Origin of the sequence: Paenibacillus pabuli NBRC 13638 (assembly GCF_001514495.1) — a bacterium.
Lineage (GTDB): Bacteria > Bacillota > Bacilli > Paenibacillales > Paenibacillaceae > Paenibacillus > Paenibacillus pabuli.
Map to the genome: position 1 here is coordinate 96,208 of NZ_BCNM01000005.1, position 19,158 is coordinate 115,365.

At 47.5% G+C, this 19,158-nt stretch carries 13 protein-coding genes; 1 reads left to right on the plus strand and 12 read right to left on the minus strand.

The window, feature by feature from the left end; genetic code table 11:
* Positions 1-101: 101 nt before the first annotated feature.
* Positions 102-2,420 (minus strand): alpha-xylosidase, encoded by a 2,319-nt coding sequence (yicI, locus tag PPA03S_RS08925; protein WP_062321942.1) that lies wholly within the window; start codon positions 2,418-2,420, stop codon positions 102-104.
* A gap of 172 nt (positions 2,421-2,592) precedes the next feature.
* On the opposite strand from yicI, the gene PPA03S_RS08930 reads away from it, so the two are divergent.
* Complete coding sequence (locus PPA03S_RS08930; protein ID WP_062321944.1) at positions 2,593-3,507, plus strand: helix-turn-helix transcriptional regulator; 915 nt, start codon at positions 2,593-2,595, stop codon at positions 3,505-3,507.
* Positions 3,508-3,681: 174 nt separating this feature from the next.
* Here PPA03S_RS08930 and PPA03S_RS08935 read toward each other — a convergent pair whose 3' ends face one another.
* From PPA03S_RS08935 to PPA03S_RS08985, 11 genes are all read right to left on the minus strand, one after another.
* Positions 3,682-4,602, minus strand: coding sequence for a hypothetical protein (locus PPA03S_RS08935; protein WP_062321946.1), 921 nt, complete (start codon positions 4,600-4,602; stop codon positions 3,682-3,684).
* A gap of 389 nt (positions 4,603-4,991) precedes the next feature.
* Complete coding sequence (locus tag PPA03S_RS08940; RefSeq protein ID WP_062321948.1) at positions 4,992-6,848, minus strand: adenine deaminase; 1,857 nt, start codon at positions 6,846-6,848, stop codon at positions 4,992-4,994.
* Between the two features lie 309 nt (positions 6,849-7,157).
* Complete coding sequence (gene helD / locus PPA03S_RS08945; RefSeq protein WP_062321950.1) at positions 7,158-9,533, minus strand: RNA polymerase recycling motor HelD; 2,376 nt, start codon at positions 9,531-9,533, stop codon at positions 7,158-7,160.
* Between the two features lie 271 nt (positions 9,534-9,804).
* A complete protein-coding gene (locus PPA03S_RS08950) occupies positions 9,805-10,266 on the minus strand; it encodes a hypothetical protein (protein WP_062322281.1) in 462 nt (153 codons plus the stop codon).
* A 144-nt stretch (positions 10,267-10,410) separates the two neighbouring features.
* Positions 10,411-11,478 (minus strand): FUSC family protein, encoded by a 1,068-nt coding sequence (locus PPA03S_RS08955; RefSeq protein WP_062321952.1) that lies wholly within the window; start codon positions 11,476-11,478, stop codon positions 10,411-10,413.
* A gap of 247 nt (positions 11,479-11,725) precedes the next feature.
* On the minus strand, positions 11,726-12,451 hold the full coding sequence (locus tag PPA03S_RS08960; RefSeq protein WP_082704060.1) for an HD domain-containing protein: 726 nt from the start codon (positions 12,449-12,451) through the stop codon (positions 11,726-11,728).
* 1 nt (position 12,452) lies between these two features.
* A complete protein-coding gene (locus tag PPA03S_RS08965) occupies positions 12,453-13,892 on the minus strand; it encodes an NAD-dependent malic enzyme (RefSeq protein ID WP_062321953.1) in 1,440 nt (479 codons plus the stop codon).
* A gap of 210 nt (positions 13,893-14,102) precedes the next feature.
* Positions 14,103-16,175 (minus strand): beta-galactosidase, encoded by a 2,073-nt coding sequence (locus tag PPA03S_RS08970; RefSeq protein ID WP_062321955.1) that lies wholly within the window; start codon positions 16,173-16,175, stop codon positions 14,103-14,105.
* A 35-nt stretch (positions 16,176-16,210) separates the two neighbouring features.
* A complete protein-coding gene (locus PPA03S_RS08975; protein WP_082704061.1) occupies positions 16,211-17,320 on the minus strand; it encodes a glycoside hydrolase family 53 protein in 1,110 nt (369 codons plus the stop codon).
* 32 nt (positions 17,321-17,352) lie between these two features.
* Positions 17,353-18,231: a carbohydrate ABC transporter permease gene (locus PPA03S_RS08980; RefSeq protein WP_062321957.1), complete on the minus strand. Its 879-nt coding sequence runs from the start codon at positions 18,229-18,231 to the stop codon at positions 17,353-17,355.
* Positions 18,232-18,260: 29 nt separating this feature from the next.
* Positions 18,261-19,151 (minus strand): ABC transporter permease, encoded by an 891-nt coding sequence (locus PPA03S_RS08985; RefSeq protein ID WP_062321959.1) that lies wholly within the window; start codon positions 19,149-19,151, stop codon positions 18,261-18,263.
* Positions 19,152-19,158: the final 7 nt, after the last annotated feature.

Sequence of the window (19,158 nt, forward strand, 5' to 3'; positions counted from 1 at the left end):
TACATGATACTACCATTCAATTGCTAAAACCATATCTTCTATGGCATGACAGTAAACAAACAGACGGCACCTTCGGTACCGTCCTTCTGTTATCCAAAATACTACAGTTGAATTGTAAGCGAGCTTGTACCCGCTGCTGCCGCAACGACAACACCATTTGTACCGGAAGCTTGGGAACCGCCATCTACGCTGGATACACTCTCAATGCCACGCAGCACGAGACTCCATGGTTTGCCTGCACCTTCAGCACGAACTTCCAGAACAGAGCCGTTACGGGATACGTTAACAACCAGCTCCTGCTCAGCACTTTGGTTTACAACAACCGCTTGAGTCGAGTTACCGTCAGCCAGTTCGAACAAGTGAAGGGACACATGATCCGCAAAGTCATAATCCGGTTTGCTATCCACAGCACCAACAGCAATCAGGCTGTTTGGCTTAACCATCATTGGCAGTGTTTTGAAGTCATGGTTTTCGCTAACCCAGCGTCCACCTTCAACTTTGGCACCTGTCAGGTAGTTGGTCCATGTTCCTTCAGGCAGGTAATAACGAACATCACCCTCCTTGTTGAAGATTGGAGCCACCAGAATCGAATCACCAAACATGTATTGAGTATCCAGGCTGTACGTAGTCGGATCCTCTGGGAAATCCAGCAGCATCGCGCGCATCATCGGAATACCTTTTACCGTCGACTCCACCGCAGAATTGTAAAGGTACGGCATCAGGCTGATTTTAAGTTTGGTAAAGTCACGAACAACGTCCACGGATTCCTCGTCAAACAGCCAAGGCACACGATACGAAGTGCTTCCGTGTAAGCGACTGTGAGAAGATAAAAGCCCGAATTGTACCCAGCGTTTGTATACGTCAGGGGTTGCTGTGCTTTCAAAGCCGCTGATATCATGGCTCCAGAATCCGAAACCGGAAAGTCCAAGCGAGAGGCCGCCACGAAGTGATTCCGCCATGGATTCATACGTAGAAGAGCAGTCTCCGCCCCAGTGAACCGGGAACTGTTGACCCCCTGCTGTTGCAGAGCGTGCAAACAGGGCAGCTTCGTTTTTGCCAATCTTCTCTTCGAGCAATTCAAATACAGCTTTGTTATAGAGCTGTGTATAGTAGTTGTGCATTTTAACCGGATCAGAGCCATCGAAGTAGACGACATCTGTCGGAATTCTTTCACCGAAGTCAGTCTTGAAGGAATCCACACCTTGATCAAGCAGGACTTCCAGCTTGCTCTTATACCAATTCACAGCATCCGGATTCGTGAAATCAACCAGAGCCATACCTGCTTGCCACATATCCCATTGCCATACACTGCCATCCGCTGTTTTCACCAGATAACCGTTCTCCATACCTTCATCGAACAAGTAGGATTTTTCTGCAATGTACGGATTGATCCAAGCACAGATTTTAAGACCCTTTTCTTTCAGACGTGCAAGCATGCCTTCCGGATCCGGGAACATCGCTTCGTCCCATACGAAATCAGACCATTGATATTCCTTCATCCAGAAGCAGTCAAAATGGAATACAGAAAGCGGAAGATCACGTTCAGCCATGCCATCTACGAAATGGTTAACCGTTGCTTCATCATAATCCGTTGTGAATGATGTGGTCAGCCACAGACCAAACGTCCATGCCGGTGGAAGCGCTGGTTTACCTGTTAATTTCGTATAATTATCCAATACATCTTTTGGATTGTCACCACCGATAATGAAGTATTCCAACGTCTCTCCTTCTACGCTGAACTGCACTTTAGATACATTCTCAGATGCAATCTCGTATGATACGCGTTCAGGATGGTTTACAAATACGCCATAACCTTTATTGGACAAATAGAACGGAATGTTCTTGTAGGACTGCTCACTGCTTGTACCGCCGTCCTCATTCCAGGTATCTACGATTTGGCCATTCTTAACAAACGGTGTGAAGCGCTCACCAAGTCCGTAAACGTATTCACCAATGCCAAGATCAAGCTGCTCGCGGAAGTACGCTTCCTTACTCGGACCTGTAATATAACCAGCCGCTCTTTGACCGCTACCTGTAATCCGTTTTCCTTCATACAGGAAGCTGACGTCCCAACCGTTCGTTTTGTCGATTTGAACTTCCAGTTTGCCGCTTTTCAGAACAGCGCCTTGATCATTTTTCGAGATATCAACTTTCGCATCCTGATGGTTAAGCTCAAATTCAGGCCCTTTTTTCACTCCGCCCTTATGGTGATTCAAGGTTACACGAATAACGTTAGGCATAGGGGAGCTGTACGTTGCTTTAAGCAATGTACCGTTCAACGTGTCACCTTTGGTGCGAATATATTTAGTTGCCGCATATACGGTCAAAGAATCCTCTTTTTGCACAATATCACGAATGTCAGTCGGGTTTTGAATGTGGTACCCTTCACGAGTCATCCAGAATCCATCAGTAAATTTCATGTTTTCTTTCCCCCTTCGGTTATACTATAATAATATTGACATTAATAACGAATTTCTTCTCATATTTTGACCAAATATATCACGATTTTGATATTTCTTATCCGATTCTTTATAAACGCCACCAATCTATGGGAACGTTTACATTAATAATGATGCAAAAGGAGAATCTCCTATGGAACGTGAACGATTACGGGAAGACCGCATTCACGGCAATGCCATGTATCCCGTCAGTGTGTACCCGGATATTCAACAGTTGAATGGCGACAGCATTCTGGATTGTCACTGGCACGACGAGATGGAGTTCACCATGGTGACTCAGGGCAGTGCTGTTTTTCAAATCGATATGAATACAGTAGAGGTTCAGGCGGGAGACGCTATTTTTATCAATCGGGGTGAGATTCATGCAGGCTATCTGAAGGGTGATGTCCCCTGCGTTTTTTCATCCATTGTATTTCACCCGGAGCTGCTGGGCAGTCGGACATTTGATGCTGTACAGGAGAAATTCGTGGGCCCGCTTGTACACAAAACGATTCTTCCTCCTTATCATATCCGTGCTGATGAAGCGTGGGGACAAGAGATTCTTCATCATTTAAAACGAATTTTTGCCAATCATGCCACCGGGGCTGCCACTTGTGAGATGACAACGAAAGCTTACCTCTATTTAATATTTGCACAAATGTTTGAACATATGAGACCTGCTCCACTCAAGGGGACCGTTTCGGCAGGCAGCCATGATAAAGTGGAACGCCTCAAATCCGTGCTAAGCTATATTCACAAGCGATACCCCGAACCCCTCAAGTTAAAAGAACTGGCAGATGAAGCCAATATGAGCGAAGGACACTTTTGCCGCTTTTTCAAACAGATGGTGCAGAAAAGTCCGGTCGACTACATTAACTATTATCGCGTTCAGCAGGCCTGTTATCAGCTTGAGAATACCGACCACAAAATTGTAGATATTGCCATGGACGTCGGCTTCGAGCATTTGAGCTACTTCATTACAACGTTCAAGAAACACAAAAATACGACCCCCTCCCGATATCGCAAAATGTTTTATGAAAATGTGGAGATGGAACCTGCGCTAATCTAGTCATAAACGTTATGAAGCTGCCGGAAACGCTTTGGTGACGACTGTTCACTGCTTTTCACATGTGGATCTCATAAACAAAAGGTGCCACTGATCGTCTGAAGCGCGGCTTGTCCACTTGACAGGTCACACTTCAGTCGGCAGTAAGCACCTTTTTATCATTCTGATGGATGGAATTTAATTCTTCAACAGCTCCCAGGAGCTGTACTCATGGACCGAAAAACCGTTAAACGACGAATGTGTACTCGCCATTTTCTCAACCAATTGGAGCTGTGTTTCCATATACGCTGTACCTTCTTCATAAAAGGTGATAAAGTCACCTTCCTTGCTCTGCTTGGTTTCCACGGCAATGGATACCGTTTTGCCAAGAAGTGCTGCTTCCGCAAGCTCATCCTTCGCTACATTATAGATCGCTGCAGCCGTATCCCGATACGCCATAATGGTGATTGAATCGAACTTGCGAATCATCCAGCTGCTTACATTCATCGTTGAACCCGGAATTTTGTAACCATCCAGCCAGAAGGGCAGGTCTGCAGCTACAGGCATTTTCATCCAAGCGGCCCGATCGACAATGTATTGAACGTTCCCCTGCCACTGTGTAATCACACTGGCCTGATTGGTTTTCCACTCTGGATGGACATGAGGTTCAATATCCAGATGAATGCCAGCAAATTTCTCATTGGGCTCTACTTGATTTTGATACGTTTCAACCCAGTCCAGAAAATCGGCAATTTGCTGCCGACTCTCGGTCAATCCCCAGGCAGGTCTGCCATCCATGACGTCCACGGCAATATTTTTCTCTCTGGCTTGACGAATGAAAGATGTATAGTACGGAAGCTTTACATCCCGATTCATTTGTAGGTAGATCGTATTGATATTGTTCGTTGTGGCAAACTTCAGCACTAGCTGAGGGTTATTTTGAATCTGTGTGGTATCCCATACCCAGGTTGCTCTTACCGATCCCTGAACCGTTCCATGGATGGTTTCATAACTGTCGACTGAGCCAAGTGCAGTGGCTTTGCAAGTATAAGCATTACTCGTAAACAGCATGAAACAACCAATTAACAAAACTAAATATTGACCCCTTTTGCTTTTCATATTTATACACTCCCTTAGATGTTATGCAGCTCTGACGTGCAAATCCCGATGAAAATCTGTCGTTTTATATTCATTCAAAGGTATTGATTCGAAGTACGACTATTTACATTGCTTCTATATGCAACATCATCTCTTAGACTCACGACGAAAGAATCATATAATATTATTTCGGGTATACACACTTCTGTATTTATAGTTCTTAAGACTCATTTATAGAAAATATTATCATTTACGCTTTATTTCCCCCTTTCTTGAGTCATTCATTACATATGAATAATAAACGACCGAAGACCTAGTAAGCGCTTTCTGTCCAAACACAAAAAAAGGCCGCTCTAAGGCGACCTTCATTTTCCTCCCCATTTCAAGGACAAATGGATGTGGATTATTCGTTAGTTCCCGGCTGGTGCAGCCGGTGTATTCTCCACCATCTCATCAAACAGAGATACCAGCTCAATGCCTTCTGCCGAAATGCGTACCAAGCCTTTATCAGACAAGCGCAATTCCGGAATAACAACAAGCGCCAGCAGAGACAGCGTCATAAATGCGTTATTTAACGTACAGCCAGCAGACTGTAACGCTTCACTTATAGCTGCAGATTGAGCTGCTACTACTTCAAAAGATTCCGTGGACATCAGGCCTGCAATGCGCAGCGGGAATTCGGTCACACTAGAGGCAGTCACGACGGCTACGCCTCCCTGCATCCCAATGACCCGGTTGCCCGCCTCAGCCATCAATGCGTCATCATTACCGATAATGAGCAGATTGTGGCTGTCATGCGCAACGGTCATGGCAATGGCCGCAGGACATGTAAAACCAATGCCTCCTACAAGAGCAACAGCACGATTTCCCGTTTGTTTGTGACGCTCCAGCACCGCAATTTTGCAGATTTCACCAGAAGCCGGAATGACGACATTACCATGTTCCACCGTGACATTAACATGCTTTTCCTTCGTATCCACATGATTCTCCGTCACATGAATGACTTTCGCTCCAATGGTACCTTCGGTAATCGGTGCAGACAGATTCATGTCCTTCGGCTGGATATTGGCCGCAAGTTTCACTGTGTTCAGCGCTTCTTCCGGATAAGTGAAGCTATCCCATACCGCTGTCATTTTGCCGTTCTCTGCCACAACATGCCCCGCGGCAATCGTCATCCCTACACGGACATCCGCCAAGCGTCCATCCAGCAAAATAATGTCAGCGATATTCCCCGGGATCACGGCACCAACGTCACGGGCTACGCCGAAGCGTTCAGCGGTATTGATGGTTGCCATCTGGAAAGCCGTGACCGGCTTTACCCCTTGCGAAATAGCCAATCGAACGACAAAATCCATATGACCTTCTTTAAGCAATGACTCGGAACTCCGATCATCGGTCACCAGCATCATGCGGCGAGTATCCAGACCAAGCTCTGTGCAGGCTTTGATCGTTTCCGCAACGTCATGCCATGCTGAGCCCTGACGCATTTTGGCATACATGCCAAGCCGCAGACGTTCCACCACATCTTCCTTCGTAACACATTCATGATCCCCCGTAACGCCACTTGCTGCATAGACTGGCAGGCGCCAGTCATCCGCTGCCCAAGTAAAGTGACCATCTGCCACCTTGCCTGCCCGCAGCGTTGCCTGAATCTCACCGATCATCGTCTCGTCACCGTACACCACCCCAGGAAAGTTCATCACTTCACCAAGACCAATCATATCCGGTCCCCAGGATAGAGCTTCCGCCACTTCTTCAGGTCCAATATACGCGCCTGTTGTTTCCAGTCCAGGGTGTGTGGACGGAACACAGGAGGCCACCTGCATATAGGCAGCCATGGGTGTCGTCCGAGCTTCATCCAGCATCAACCGCAGACCTTTCAGTCCAAGCACATTGGAGATCTCATGCGGGTCAAAGAAACCACCGGTCGTCCCGGAAGGCAGTACGGCTCTTGCAAACTCCGTTACTTTCATTTGAGTACTTTCAATGTGACAGTGCCCATCCAGCAATCCAGGAGCAATGTATTTGCCTTCAGCCTCAATGATGCGTGTATGTTCTCCGATCGTATGGCTTACATCTTTGCCTACATATGCAATCCGGGCTCCCTGTACCGCTACGGACATCCCCGGCAAAATCTCTCCCGAAATTACATTAACCAGCGTTCCACCCCGAATGACCAATGTCGCAGGCAAGTCTCCCCGTGCTGTTGCTACCAAATCCGGTACACAATCCGCCATTAACGGGCGTTCAAAAGATGGTGTGTTCATGCTGCTGCCTCCTTCATGAAATAAACGATCCAAAAAAATAGATTGCTACGATTATATGAGTACCAACTCGAAGTGTAAAGTAAATTCACATCTATTGTGCATCAACACAAAATAAGATTCCAATTTTAGCTGCAGAACCCAAATCATTCAATTTAATGACGTAAACTGTTATCTATTTCATTCCTATTTCACTTCTATTTCAATCCACTTTCTCTATTCTTCTCCGAACAAGTATTTCACAATACCACAATATACAGAAAGACTCCCGTCCCTACGAACGGAAGCCTTCTTTCTTTGGTAAAGATGCTATTAATCGGCTTGGGAGGCAGACACCTTGCCCATGTCATATAATTCTTCGGACTGGGATGTAATGAACGGGCTTGGTTTACCCAGGCAGTACACGTGCAGCAAATGCATGGCTCGAGTACATGCCGTGTAAAACAGCTTACGTTCATGTTCCTGGGCGTATTGTTCTGCAGAGCCATCGTAGATCAGAACCGCATCAAACTCCACACCTTTAGCCAGGTAAGCAGGGATGATATGCACACCACGTTCAAAGGCCAGTGTTGTTTTTTTGATCAACTTCGGTGCGGCAGGCAGTACTTCACTTAACGCTTCATGTACATCCTTGCTCTCTTCCGCCGTCTTGCAGATCACCGCAACCGATTCGTACCCTTCCTGAATCAGATGGCGGAGATCGGATGTAATGACGTGCAAATGCTCCTGTACCTTGGAAGAAACCATCACTTTCGGCTTCTCCCCGCTCCGGTTAAATGGAACGATCTCATCTCCACCGGGAACCATTCCCCGGGTAAACTCCACAATCTCCTGTGTTGAACGATAACTTCTCGTCAGTTCAATCAGTTCTGTATTTTCCGGTCCATACAGGTTAGTCAGAGGCCCCGTACCACTCAATACCGAGGAATGTGCATAGATGGCCTGATTGAAATCTCCGAGTGCCGTCATCTTAGCTCTCGGGAACAATCTTTTCATAAAAGCCAGCTGAAAAGCAGAGTAATCCTGAGCCTCATCAATGATCACATGACGGATGTTGGAGTTAATATGGAAACCGAGCAGCAACTCGCGCAAATACAAATAAGGTGTGATATCCTCATACGCCAACTCCTGTGCTTTCAACCTGTGAAGAGTCATATCCCCGATCTCTTCCCAGTATGGAGGCAGCGCTTCATCTCCCAATAGGCGAATCATCTGAGCCCGGTCGTTGAATAAATGCGCGTACAGCTGACGAACATCGACAAAACGCAAGGATTTGATCCATTTACGCAAAGGCTTGAGCCGATCACTCACAACCATACGGGCGAGTATTTCCCTTTCCTGCTGGAAATCGTCGAACGTATCCGACTTTCCTTTTTGCTTTCGCTTCAGACGCTGATAAGCACGTTGCAGATCCTCAGGCTCCATCAGGTCCAGTTGTTGATCTACCCAAGGAGCCTCTAGTTCCCCTTTACCGAACGCAGATAACTCTTTGAGCATCCAGTCCCGTAAGATTTCCAGACGATTCACCAGCTTAACGGAGGACTCAAAACTGTAAAATTTCTCGGCCATGGCCTCTGCCGTGACAACAGCCCGCCCCTGGAATCGAACAGGCTTGAACTTCATGCCTTCGGTCAGCATGCTGTCCTTGTATCGTGTAATGACCTTGAGGAAGGAGTCAGACGACTTGAATCGAATGCCGGACATACGTGCTTCGTACTGAGGATCTTCTGTTCCGGTGAGCACATATTCAAGTTGAATGAATGGATCTTCCAGCTGATATTCACGTCCCAGACGGCGTTCCAGATACTCCTGAAACGTCGTTTGCAGCATATTTTCCTCACCAAGTTCAGGCAGAACGGTGGAAACATAACTGTTGAACATCGGGTTTGGCGAAAAAAGGACCATCTGATCCGCTTGCAGATGCTCGCGGTATTTATAGAGAAGATACGCCACACGCTGAAGTGCAGCGGATGTTTTGCCACTGCCCGCAGCTCCCTGTACGATCAGCATGCGAGTCCGGTCATTACGGATAATCCGGTTTTGCTCCTTTTGGATTGTCGCCACAATGCTTTTCATCTGTGCATCCGAGGTCCGGCTGAGGACGGCCTGCAGCAGCTCATCCCCAATCGTAACTCCGGTGTCAAACATAAAGCGGATACGTCCATCCCGAATAACAAACTGCCGCTTCATCTCAATATCACCGCTAATCTCACCACTCGGTGTCTGATACGCGACCGGACCTGGCGCACCATCGTAATACAGGTTCGATATCGGTGCACGCCAGTCATAAACAAGGAAGGATTCCTCCTTCTCATCCAGCAATGATGCGATCCCCAGATAGATTCGTTCTGCATTCGGATAGCCATTTTCCTTAAAATCAATGCGTCCAAAATACGGTGAATGATGCAGCCGTTTCATTTTGTCCAGTGCTGCTGCCGTATTCAAATGACTGCGCTCCCGGTCCGATAGAACCTGTGATTGCTGCCGCATGCTGGTAGAGGTCTCACCCACATCATCCGCTTCGCTGAAGTTCATGGTGACTTCGTCCCAAAAGTCTTTTCTCATCCCTACAACTTCGTCCCTGAAGGAACCTACCTCTTTTTCCAGGATGTGGATTTTCCGATCAATCTGTTCTGTTACAATGTTGACCCGCTGCTGCTCCTCGCTCCATTGCTGGTCTGTACTCATATGTTAATACGCCCCTCTTTCCCCGGATTGTGTCCTCAAAAGCCCATTTGACAAGCCCGAAAAGGCTATGGTATAATTAATTAGAAAGTAAACATTTTTATTTTATGTTAATTAGTTCTAATTTTCTGAAAACCATTTTTTATTGTACCAGTGACTGCGTCCCGTTGCAAGCGGAGGCGTTTTTTGTTGTTTATTTAATGTTTTAACTGATTGTCTTGCGATTTTTCTTCTATTATTACCCAAGAACGACTTGGCTATTGTTAGACTCCCTTTATTTCCGTAATTCTTGTATGGTTTCCTTCCAGCGCGCCATCGCTTCAGACTCATCCTTTAATTGAAATGTTATCCCTGAAGTAATCTCTGCATAAGGTGCTTGATCCACACGTACATTCACCACTTCTGCTTCAAAACGATCTCTGGGAACCATGGTTTCCCTGATCTGAGATAACGGACTTACTTCCAGACGGATATGCAGCAGACTTTGCTCATGAACTGCAATCAAGGTAGCCTTGCCTGTTCGGCTCATATTCATACTTGTCTGGGTTCCTTGCCATAGAGCCAGTCTAAGCCGCGTTGGACTGATAGCAATCACTTCGCCCATGCTGATCATTGCCTGATGGGGCCAGGCATCTTCGGACACCGTTAACAATTGCATCGCTTCATGCTGTTTCTGCTCCAGATGATCACCACTCAGCCACTCTAACCATTTGGCGTCCAGCTTTGGTACATTCATTTCGATATCCCTCGGTTCATTTAGATTCGGATTTCGTTGCAATAATTCCACTATGTATGCAAAACAACCCGGACACGCGGTCCGGGCTAGTTGTGCTTCCATTGTATATGATGACCCCTCATCACTGCAATCTGGACTGCATGTTTAGGGCCATTTAAGCCAATTCAAAATTGTATCTTGGGACTCTTTGTCTTCACTGGATCCGTGTACATGCTCGGCAAGACGATTCAATCGTTCCAGTTGATAGCCGTAATCATAGATCGCGGAAGCCACAATGGATAGTCTCAACATTCCATCCTGATTCTTATCAAACTGAGCAATCGCCTGTTCCATGAAACGATCATTGTCCAGAATGAACTGTGCTGCCTCTTCACCGTTCGGTTTCAATTTATCTTCGAACTTGAGTAATGCATGTTCATGGAATTTGATAACAAGCTCCAGATGTGTATCAAAGAACTGATCCATTTCCGGTGTTCGCTGTGCCTGGAAATAATGGCGTTCTACCGAATCCAGCACATCAAATCCCTTTTGCAGACTCAGCAGCATCTGTTTGTATACGACCATCTGCCGGGTCTCGCTGAATTTGGAACGTTTCATCTTCTTCTGTTCTTCTTCAAACAAATTATACTTATCTGACAAAGATTTAATCGAACCGCCCAGATTATTTTTCTCATCCCGGAACACGACTTCCTTGATCTCATCCGAGATGGACGTACGCAGCAGCAGTGACATGCCACTGAACACACTCTGAATCTGCTTCACGAACTGAATCTTCGGCTTGGGTGGAAATACCGTAATGTTAATAAGAAAAGCAGATACAATACCGACAAGTGTCAGCAGGAAACGGTTCAATGCAAAATGCCAGTCACCCGACGCTTCCATAATCGATACAACGGTTACCAGCGTCAGACCCACCGTCTCGCCCATATTCAATTTAAGACAAATCATAATCACCAGCACAATAATAAGCCCGACGGCGATGGGCTCATTGGATAGCACCATGCCTCCTATCAGCGCAACGATTGCCCCAAGTGTAGTGGTCTGCAACTGATCCAGGAAGTACTTCCATGACCGGTAGATGGATGGCTGCATCGCAAAGATGGCCGCGATTGCGGCGGGAACGGGAGATTGCGGGTTCAGGAACATGCTGCTAAGGTACAGGGCCAGCGTGACCGCAATCCCTGTCTTAAGTACACGTGCACCAAATGACATGGTGACCCCTCCTCTTTTTCAAAACTGATTTCATTCGTTTGATCATTATCATTATTACCCCATATTTCTTTTTTTGCCCGAATCAATTCAGGAGAACGATTTATTGTATCATGGAAGCCTTTGGGTTACCATGCCCTGTATCCTGTTGATGAGTTAGATTCCCTGTTACTTCTATGTATACACAACAATACCCCACACTCCACTCTCGGAAGTAGGGGTATTGTAGGTTTAACTCAAACGGAGAAAGTTATGAGAACCTTCCTTCCCATTCACGCTTGAACTGCTCTACAAACTGCACCATAAAGTCATGACGCTGGGCTGCGAGCTCCTTGCCATAGGACGTGTTCATCAGATCTTTCAGCTTGAACAGCTTTTCATAAAAGTGATTGATTGTGGTACTGCGTCCATTCCGGTATTCCTCCCGCGTCATCTGCTCTCGTGGTGGAAGGGCTGGATCATACATCTCACGACCTCTCGCACCGGCAAATGCAAACGTACGCGCAATACCAATGGCGCCCAGTGCATCCAGGCGATCCGCATCCTGTACCACCTGAGCTTCCAGCGATGAGACGGCGGGACGCTGCCCTCCTGCATAGGAAATGGAACGAATGATATTGACCACATCTTCCCGGGTACCCACTTCCAACGGCTGGGTATCCAGCCAGGCGTTCAGCTTCGCCATGCCCACTTCCAGACTCTCGTTCAGCTTCTCATCCGGCACATCATGAAGCAATGCAGCCAATTCACAGACGAAAGGATCGGCTCCCATACGATATGCAAGCTCAACCGCAAGTGTGGTGACCCGTTCGATATGAGGCCAATCATGACCATCCGCATGCGCTGCGGCATCTCCCTGAACAAAAGCGCGAGCTGCGCGAAGAATGGCCTCTCCGGTAAACGTTCCATCAACATGATCCACATGCCCCGATTGCTGCGCACTTGGGTTCAGATGTTGAGGGGAATTATCTTGCATCTTACACTTCCCCGCCTTCGCGAGCTTGTTCACGAGGTATACGTCTTGCCACACCCGTCTTGACCGCTGCTTCAATCACACGATTGCGCATCGATTTGACAATCTTGTCGTTGAACACACTCGGGATAATGTAATAACGGGTACGTTCTTCATCCGAAATGGCCGAAGCAATTGCCTGGGCTGCAGCCAGCTTCATTTCCTCATTAATTTCACTTGCACGACAGTCCAGAACGGCTCTGAACATCCCCGGAAAACACAATACGTTATTGATCTGATTCGGGTAATCTGAACGGCCAGTTGCCATGACAGCCACAATATCCTCCACTACAGAAGGCATAATCTCTGGGACCGGATTCGCCATGGCGAAAACAATCGGGTCGGCCGCCATGGATTGTACATCTTCACGGGTTAACAGATTACCGCGTGACAACCCGATAAATACATCCGCTCCGCGAATCACGTCCCGGAGTGAGCCTGTCTCCAGCTCCGGATTGGTACGAGCCGCATAGTCGGTCCATACTTCATTTTCATAGGAATTCGTTCTTACCAGCGCCCCGTCACGATCGACACCAACCACCCGGTTCGCTCCTGCAGATAGCAGAATATTACTGCAAGCCACACCCGCTGCACCGATACCGCAGACAACGATTTTCACATCCGTAATGGATTTCCCTACCAGCTTAAGCGCGTTAATCAGACCTGCGTATAGTACAACTGCCGTACCATGCTGGTCATCATGAAATACCGGAATGTCCAGTTCCTCATTCAGACGACGCTCAATTTCGAAGCAGCGCGGAGACGAGATGTCCTCCAGGTTAATGCCACCAAATGCCGGTGAGATCGCTTTCACAGTTCGAATGATTTCCTCGGTATCCTGTGTATCCAGACAGATTGGAAAAGCATCTACACCTGCAAACTGTTTGAACAGCATCGCTTTACCTTCCATGACCGGCATCGCGGCACGGGGGCCAATGTTCCCGAGTCCCAGTACTGCACTGCCATCGGAAACGACTGCAACGGTATTACGCTTAATCGTCAGCGAGAATGCCTTGCCCGGCTCTTCTGCAATCGCTGAACATACCCGAGCCACATCCGGTGTATATACGCGTGACAGGTCTTCACGGTTATGAATGGGGACCTTCGGTGTAACTTCGATCTTGCCGCCCAAATGAAGCAGGAACGTCCGATCCGATACGTTAATAATGGTTACACCTTTAAGCTGGCGCACCCCTTCTATAATTTTGCTGTTATCTTGTGCATCCGTTACGGCGACAGTCAAGTCGCGCACACTTACATCCTGATTGGTCGAAATCACGTCGATGGCAATGATATCCCCGCCAGCTTCCGAGATGGCCGAAGCCACTTCGCCAAATTTGATATCCTTTGTTGTCATTTCCAGCCGAATAATGAAGCTGTTGCCGTCTAGATTCCTTTGATTCATTCCAATTCCTCCCAGACTGAAAGTCATGAGTTACAATGTTACCTGTTTGTCTTCGCTGCGCGGACACGTTTATCCTTTATCTTGCCCAGAAAAAGTACTCAACTTGCCCTTTGGATGACAAAAAGGCCACCCTTTTATCGTCTAATAAGACGGTAAGGGCAGCCTTCTGTACGCGGACTCCATTCATTCTGCTTAATGGATCACCATATCCTATTTTCGCTCCGTTGCTCTGCGCAGGACCTGGATATCGTATGGCTGGAGCTCCAAACTCCCCTCCATCATATCACCGCTCAACAGATCACTGTAGGACTGCTCGTCCAATTGAACTTGCTTCGTTTCTGGTGTGTAGTTCTGTACAAACACATAATCAGCTGTTCCATCTGTTCGGATATGTGCCGTAACTCCGGCAGGAAGCTGCGTTTCAAGCGCACGTTCAATGCCCAGGTCAGCGATTAGACTTCCATAGAAATCATCATAAAACGGTGCTTTGGTACGTGTTGCTATATAATATGCTTTACCTGCTCCCAGACGGTTAACCGTTAACGCTGGTCGGCCAGCATAAAAGTCGGAGCGATACGTAGCCAGTGCTTCAGCACCTTCCAGATGAATCAGGTCGCATAATTCAATTGCATCATACTCGGCATTCAGTTGAAGCGCGTTGCCCTTCACTGGGATCACCCCGTTCAAATCCCGATCATGCAATCCGTCGATTTCTTCCGACCAGATCCCAAGCGTTTTGCGGAGCGGTCCCGGGAAACCGCCCAGGAAACACAGATCATTCTCATTGACGATGCCTGACCAATACGTAGCTACGAATGTACCGCCATTTTCAACGAATTGTTCAATCCGTTCCCCGACCCCTTCACGCACCAGGTAGAGCATAGGCGCGACCAGCAGCTTGTATTTGGACAGGTCGGCATCCATATCAATTACGTCAACAGCAACTCCCTTTTTCCAGAACGCTTCGTAATGGGATTCAACCGTTTGCTCATACTTCACCCCGATATTGCGCGGACCTTGTGAATCATTAACGGCCCAACGATTTTCCCAATCGAAGATGATGGCCACCTCTGCCGGTACCGATGTTCCTACAATGGCTTCCATGCCTTCAAGAGCCGTTCCCACGTCCGTTACATCCTGGAACACACGAGTGTGTTCTGTTCCAACATGATCTACTACCGCGCCGTGAAGTTTCTCACTGGAACCACGACTTTTTCTCCATTGGAAGTACTGTACACTATCCGAACCGTGTGCTACCGCCTGGAGAGAAGAAAGCAGATGCATGCCAGGCTTTTTCAGCTTGCTCACCTCTTGCCAGTTGGTTGAACTCGGAGTACTCTCCATCAACAGGAAAGGCTGCCCACCTTTAATTGAACGAACGATATCGTGCATCATAGCTATTCTCGATGCCAGCTTGTCTTCTTCGTCTGCATCATGCCAGGTTGGGTAGCTGTCCCAGGAGAGGAAATCCAGAATGTCCGCGAACTTCCAATAGTTTAACCCTTCATAAAACTCCATCAGATTTGTTGTCACCGGCAGGTCCGGATTTTTGGCCTTCAGCGGCTTGGTTTCGTGCACGATAAAATCAGCGGTCTGATCCGTAACGAATCTGCGCCAGTCCAAATTCATCGCGTGGACCTGTGTCTCTCCGTGTGGGGCAGGTGACTCCACTTGACTCCAGTCCGTTACGGTATGACTCCAGAATGTCGTCCACCAGGAATGATTCAGCTCATCCAGCGTGCCGTATTTGTTTTTCACCCATCCGCGAAAAGCGTCCTGGCAATAATCACAGTGGCAATCCCCGCCAAATTCATTGGAGATGTGCCAGCCAATGACTGCGGGATGATCCGAGTAACGTTCTGCAAGTTTTGTATTGATTGCTGTAACCTTCTCCCGGTACACCGGGGAGGTGTAGCAGTGGTTATGACGGAAGCCATGCAGGTTGCGAACCCGATTGGCCCCTACACGGAGCACTTCAGGGTATTTTGCCGACATCCAGGCGGGTCTTGCTCCGCTTGGGGTAGCCAGGAATGCATAGATTCCATTGGCAGCAAAACGATCCAGTACTTGATCCAGCCATTCAAACGTGTATACGCCTTCCTCCGGCTCAAGGGATACCCATGAGAAGATGCCAATGGACATCACATTACATTTGGCAAGCTTCATCAATCGAATATCTTCTTCAAGCACTTCAGGATAGCGAAGCCATTGCTCCGGATTATAGTCTGCGCCATGTAACATGCGCGGCACTTTCGAACTTACGGGTGAATATTTGTATGTCATGCTGACAACTCCTTAATCATTTCAATTTGATTTATCTATTTGATCAACGCAGCATTAGGCTGCTCATCCCATTCCGTTTCATTTTCCAGTCCGGCCTTGAGTGCTGAAAACGATTGCAACTTCTGGCCCTTGAAGTCAAACATCGTCAGGTTCCCCCAGTTATTCGGATGGCCAACAGACCATTCTTCCTTGCTTGGAATCCAGGCAGGCTCCCAATAGTAGAATCCGGCACCGAGACCGCCGGGAACTTCACGAACAATTTGCAGCAGATCCTTCAGATAACGTGTCTGTCCTTCCACACTTGCCGGATACCCTGGCAACAGTAATTCTTCCTGATTCAGAATCCACTCGTGGCCATCAGGTTGCTCCAGTGTCCAAGGATAAGCCGTTTCAACAACGTTGATCGGTTTCCCGTACCGTTCAGCCAAGTCGTGCAGATTGTCCCGCAACGCGTCCAGTGTTCCATGCCACCAGGGATAATACGAGAGTCCAATGATATCAAACTCCACCCCAAGCGCTTCAAAGCGATCATAGAACTTGCGGCTCTCTGCATTATCCCCGCCGCGGTCAATATGGATCATAATCTTGATTTCCGAATCAACGGATTTAACTGCAGCAATACCATACTTCACAAGCCCAGCAAAACGCTCCCACTGTTCATCCGTATCATGTTCTTCTCCGCTGACTCGCCCTTCATCCCATAACATGCCCGGCGTAATTTCATTCCCTACCTGTACCATATCCGGCAGGGCATCATGCTCCTTGAGTGTTCTCAGCACATCTGCCGTATAGTTACACACCGCACGTTGCAATTCCTCATAAGACAGTTTCTCCCAGGCCTTTGGCTTCCATTGATTGGCAGGATCAGCCCAGCGATCGGAATAATGGAAATCCAGCAAGAAATGCAGGCCGTGCTCCTTGATCCGTATGGCAACCGCCACCGTTCGCTCCAGATTACAGAATCCGCCTACAGGGTCGTTCCATATACGCAAACGAATTGCGTTGGCGTCTCCCATCTTGAGAAGGGTCAGCAAGTCTTCCTGCTGCCCGTTCTCATCACGATAGCTCCCACCATGCTGCTCAATTTCATCCATAAATGACACATCCATTCCAAGAATGAATGCCTCTTCCTTTAAATTGCTCACTTTATCAACCTCCGTTTAATTTAGATGCAGGCTCAGCCTTTAACCGAACCCAAGGTCATACCTTTGACAAAGAAGCGCTGCAGGAATGGATACACAATGAGGATTGGCGCACTTCCAATAAAAATCTGTGCCGCTCTTACTGTGGTTTGAGAAATGGTCTCCATCTCTTTCGGGTTCATGGCCATCGTACTCATATCACGTTTGATAATTACGGTCTGCATGAAAGTAGCCAGCGGATAATCCTTGGCATTGTTCATGTAGAGCAATCCGTCAAACCATGAGTTCCAGTGAAACACCATGCTGAACAGTGCAATGGTTGCGATCGATGGCATAGAAATCGGCAGGAAAATACTGAACAACGTTCTGAAGTGATTGGCTCCATCCATCAGCGCTGCTTCCTCAAGCTCTTTCGGAATACCCCGGAAGAAGTTTAGCATCAGAATAACGAGGAAGGTGTTAACAGCTCCCGGCAGCACAAGCACCCAGAAGGAATCCATCAGGCCGATCTTCTGGATGACCATATAGAAGGGAACGAGTCCTCCATTGAAGATCATACTAAAAACAAAAATCCATGAATAGACGGTTCTTCCTTTAAACTCATTATTTTCTTTCGACAACGGGTACGCCGCCAAAAAGGTAATCAGCAACGTAATTCCCGTACCAATGACTGTCCGCAGCAAGGAAATCCAGAGAGAGTTTAGGAAAATCGGATTATTCATCGTTTTTTTGTATGCTTCAAGTGAAAACCCTACCGGCCATAGGCTGACGAGGTTGGCATCTGCGGCAGCCTTGTTACTGAAGGATACAGCCAGGACATGAATCATCGGTACAATACACATAATGGCAACCAAAATGAGAAAACAAATATTGATGACGTTGAACACGCGATAAGGCGTTGATTTATGATACATCGTGGTCCCTTCTTTCTCCGTTCATTCGATTAGAATATGCGATATCCGGCGTATTTTTTGGCTAAGCTGTATGATACAAGGATCAAGACCATGCTGATGACCGATTTAAATAATCCAATTGCGGTCGCGAAGCCCATCTCTCCATTTTCCAGCGCCGAGCGATAAACGAATGTATCAATAATGTCGCCCGTTTGATATACGAGCGGGTTGTACAGATTGAAAATCTGATCGAACCCAGCGTTAAGTACATTACCAAGAGCCAGTGTTCCAACCACCATTAGCATCGGTACAAGAGACGGGATGGTAATATGCAGCGTCTGCTTCCAACGACCCGCTCCGTCAATCTCTGCTGCTTCATACAACGCCGGGTTAATGCCGGCAAGGGCAGCCAAGAAGACAATCATGTTATAGCCGAATTCCTTCCACACATCCGTTAGAATGATCGTTGGTCGGAACCAGCTGTTATCTCCAAGGAAGAAATATGGCCCAAGTCCGAATGTCCCGAGTACCCGGTTCACCAGTCCTCCGGTGGATAACAGATCGATCAAAATCCCGCCCAGGATGACCCAAGACAAGAAGTGAGGCAGATACACCAAGGTTTGGATCGTTCGCTGGATCGCCATCTTGCGAACCTCATTGAGCAGAATCGCGAACACAAACGGGACAAACAAGTTAAAGATGAGTTTGAGCACAGCAATGATCAGTGTATTCCAAATGACTTGCAGGCTGTCCTCGCGTTCAAACAAATATCTAAAATTATCAAGCCCGACCCACTCCGAGCCGCTGATGCCGAGCCATGGTTTGTAGTTCTGAAATGCCATAACAATTCCGCCCATAGGCACATAACTGAATATAATCAGAAAGATGATGGCTGGCAGCAGCATTACGTGGAATGGCCAAGTTCGTTTCAAAGTTCTCATGATTGCT

Excerpts from the sequence above, each read along its gene's own strand:
- PPA03S_RS08950 (WP_062322281.1), bottom strand. The coding sequence starts at position 10,266 with ATGAATGTACCAAAGCTGGACGCCAAATGGTTAGAGTGGCTGAGTGGT.
- PPA03S_RS08955 (WP_062321952.1), bottom strand. The coding sequence starts at position 11,478 with ATGTCATTTGGTGCACGTGTACTTAAGACAGGGATTGCGGTCACGCTG.
- PPA03S_RS08985 (WP_062321959.1), bottom strand. The coding sequence starts at position 19,151 with ATGAGAACTTTGAAACGAACTTGGCCATTCCACGTAATGCTGCTGCCA.
- PPA03S_RS08965 (WP_062321953.1), bottom strand. The coding sequence starts at position 13,892 with ATGAATCAAAGGAATCTAGACGGCAACAGCTTCATTATTCGGCTGGAA.
- PPA03S_RS08940 (WP_062321948.1), bottom strand. The coding sequence starts at position 6,848 with ATGAACACACCATCTTTTGAACGCCCGTTAATGGCGGATTGTGTACCG.
- PPA03S_RS08935 (WP_062321946.1), bottom strand. The coding sequence starts at position 4,602 with ATGAAAAGCAAAAGGGGTCAATATTTAGTTTTGTTAATTGGTTGTTTC.
- yicI (WP_062321942.1), bottom strand. The coding sequence starts at position 2,420 with ATGAAATTTACTGATGGATTCTGGATGACTCGTGAAGGGTACCACATT.
- PPA03S_RS08960 (WP_082704060.1), bottom strand. The coding sequence starts at position 12,451 with ATGCAAGATAATTCCCCTCAACATCTGAACCCAAGTGCGCAGCAATCG.
- PPA03S_RS08980 (WP_062321957.1), bottom strand. The coding sequence starts at position 18,231 with ATGTATCATAAATCAACGCCTTATCGCGTGTTCAACGTCATCAATATT.
- PPA03S_RS08970 (WP_062321955.1), bottom strand. The coding sequence starts at position 16,175 with ATGACATACAAATATTCACCCGTAAGTTCGAAAGTGCCGCGCATGTTA.
- helD (WP_062321950.1), bottom strand. The coding sequence starts at position 9,533 with ATGAGTACAGACCAGCAATGGAGCGAGGAGCAGCAGCGGGTCAACATT.
- PPA03S_RS08930 (WP_062321944.1), top strand. The coding sequence starts at position 2,593 with ATGGAACGTGAACGATTACGGGAAGACCGCATTCACGGCAATGCCATG.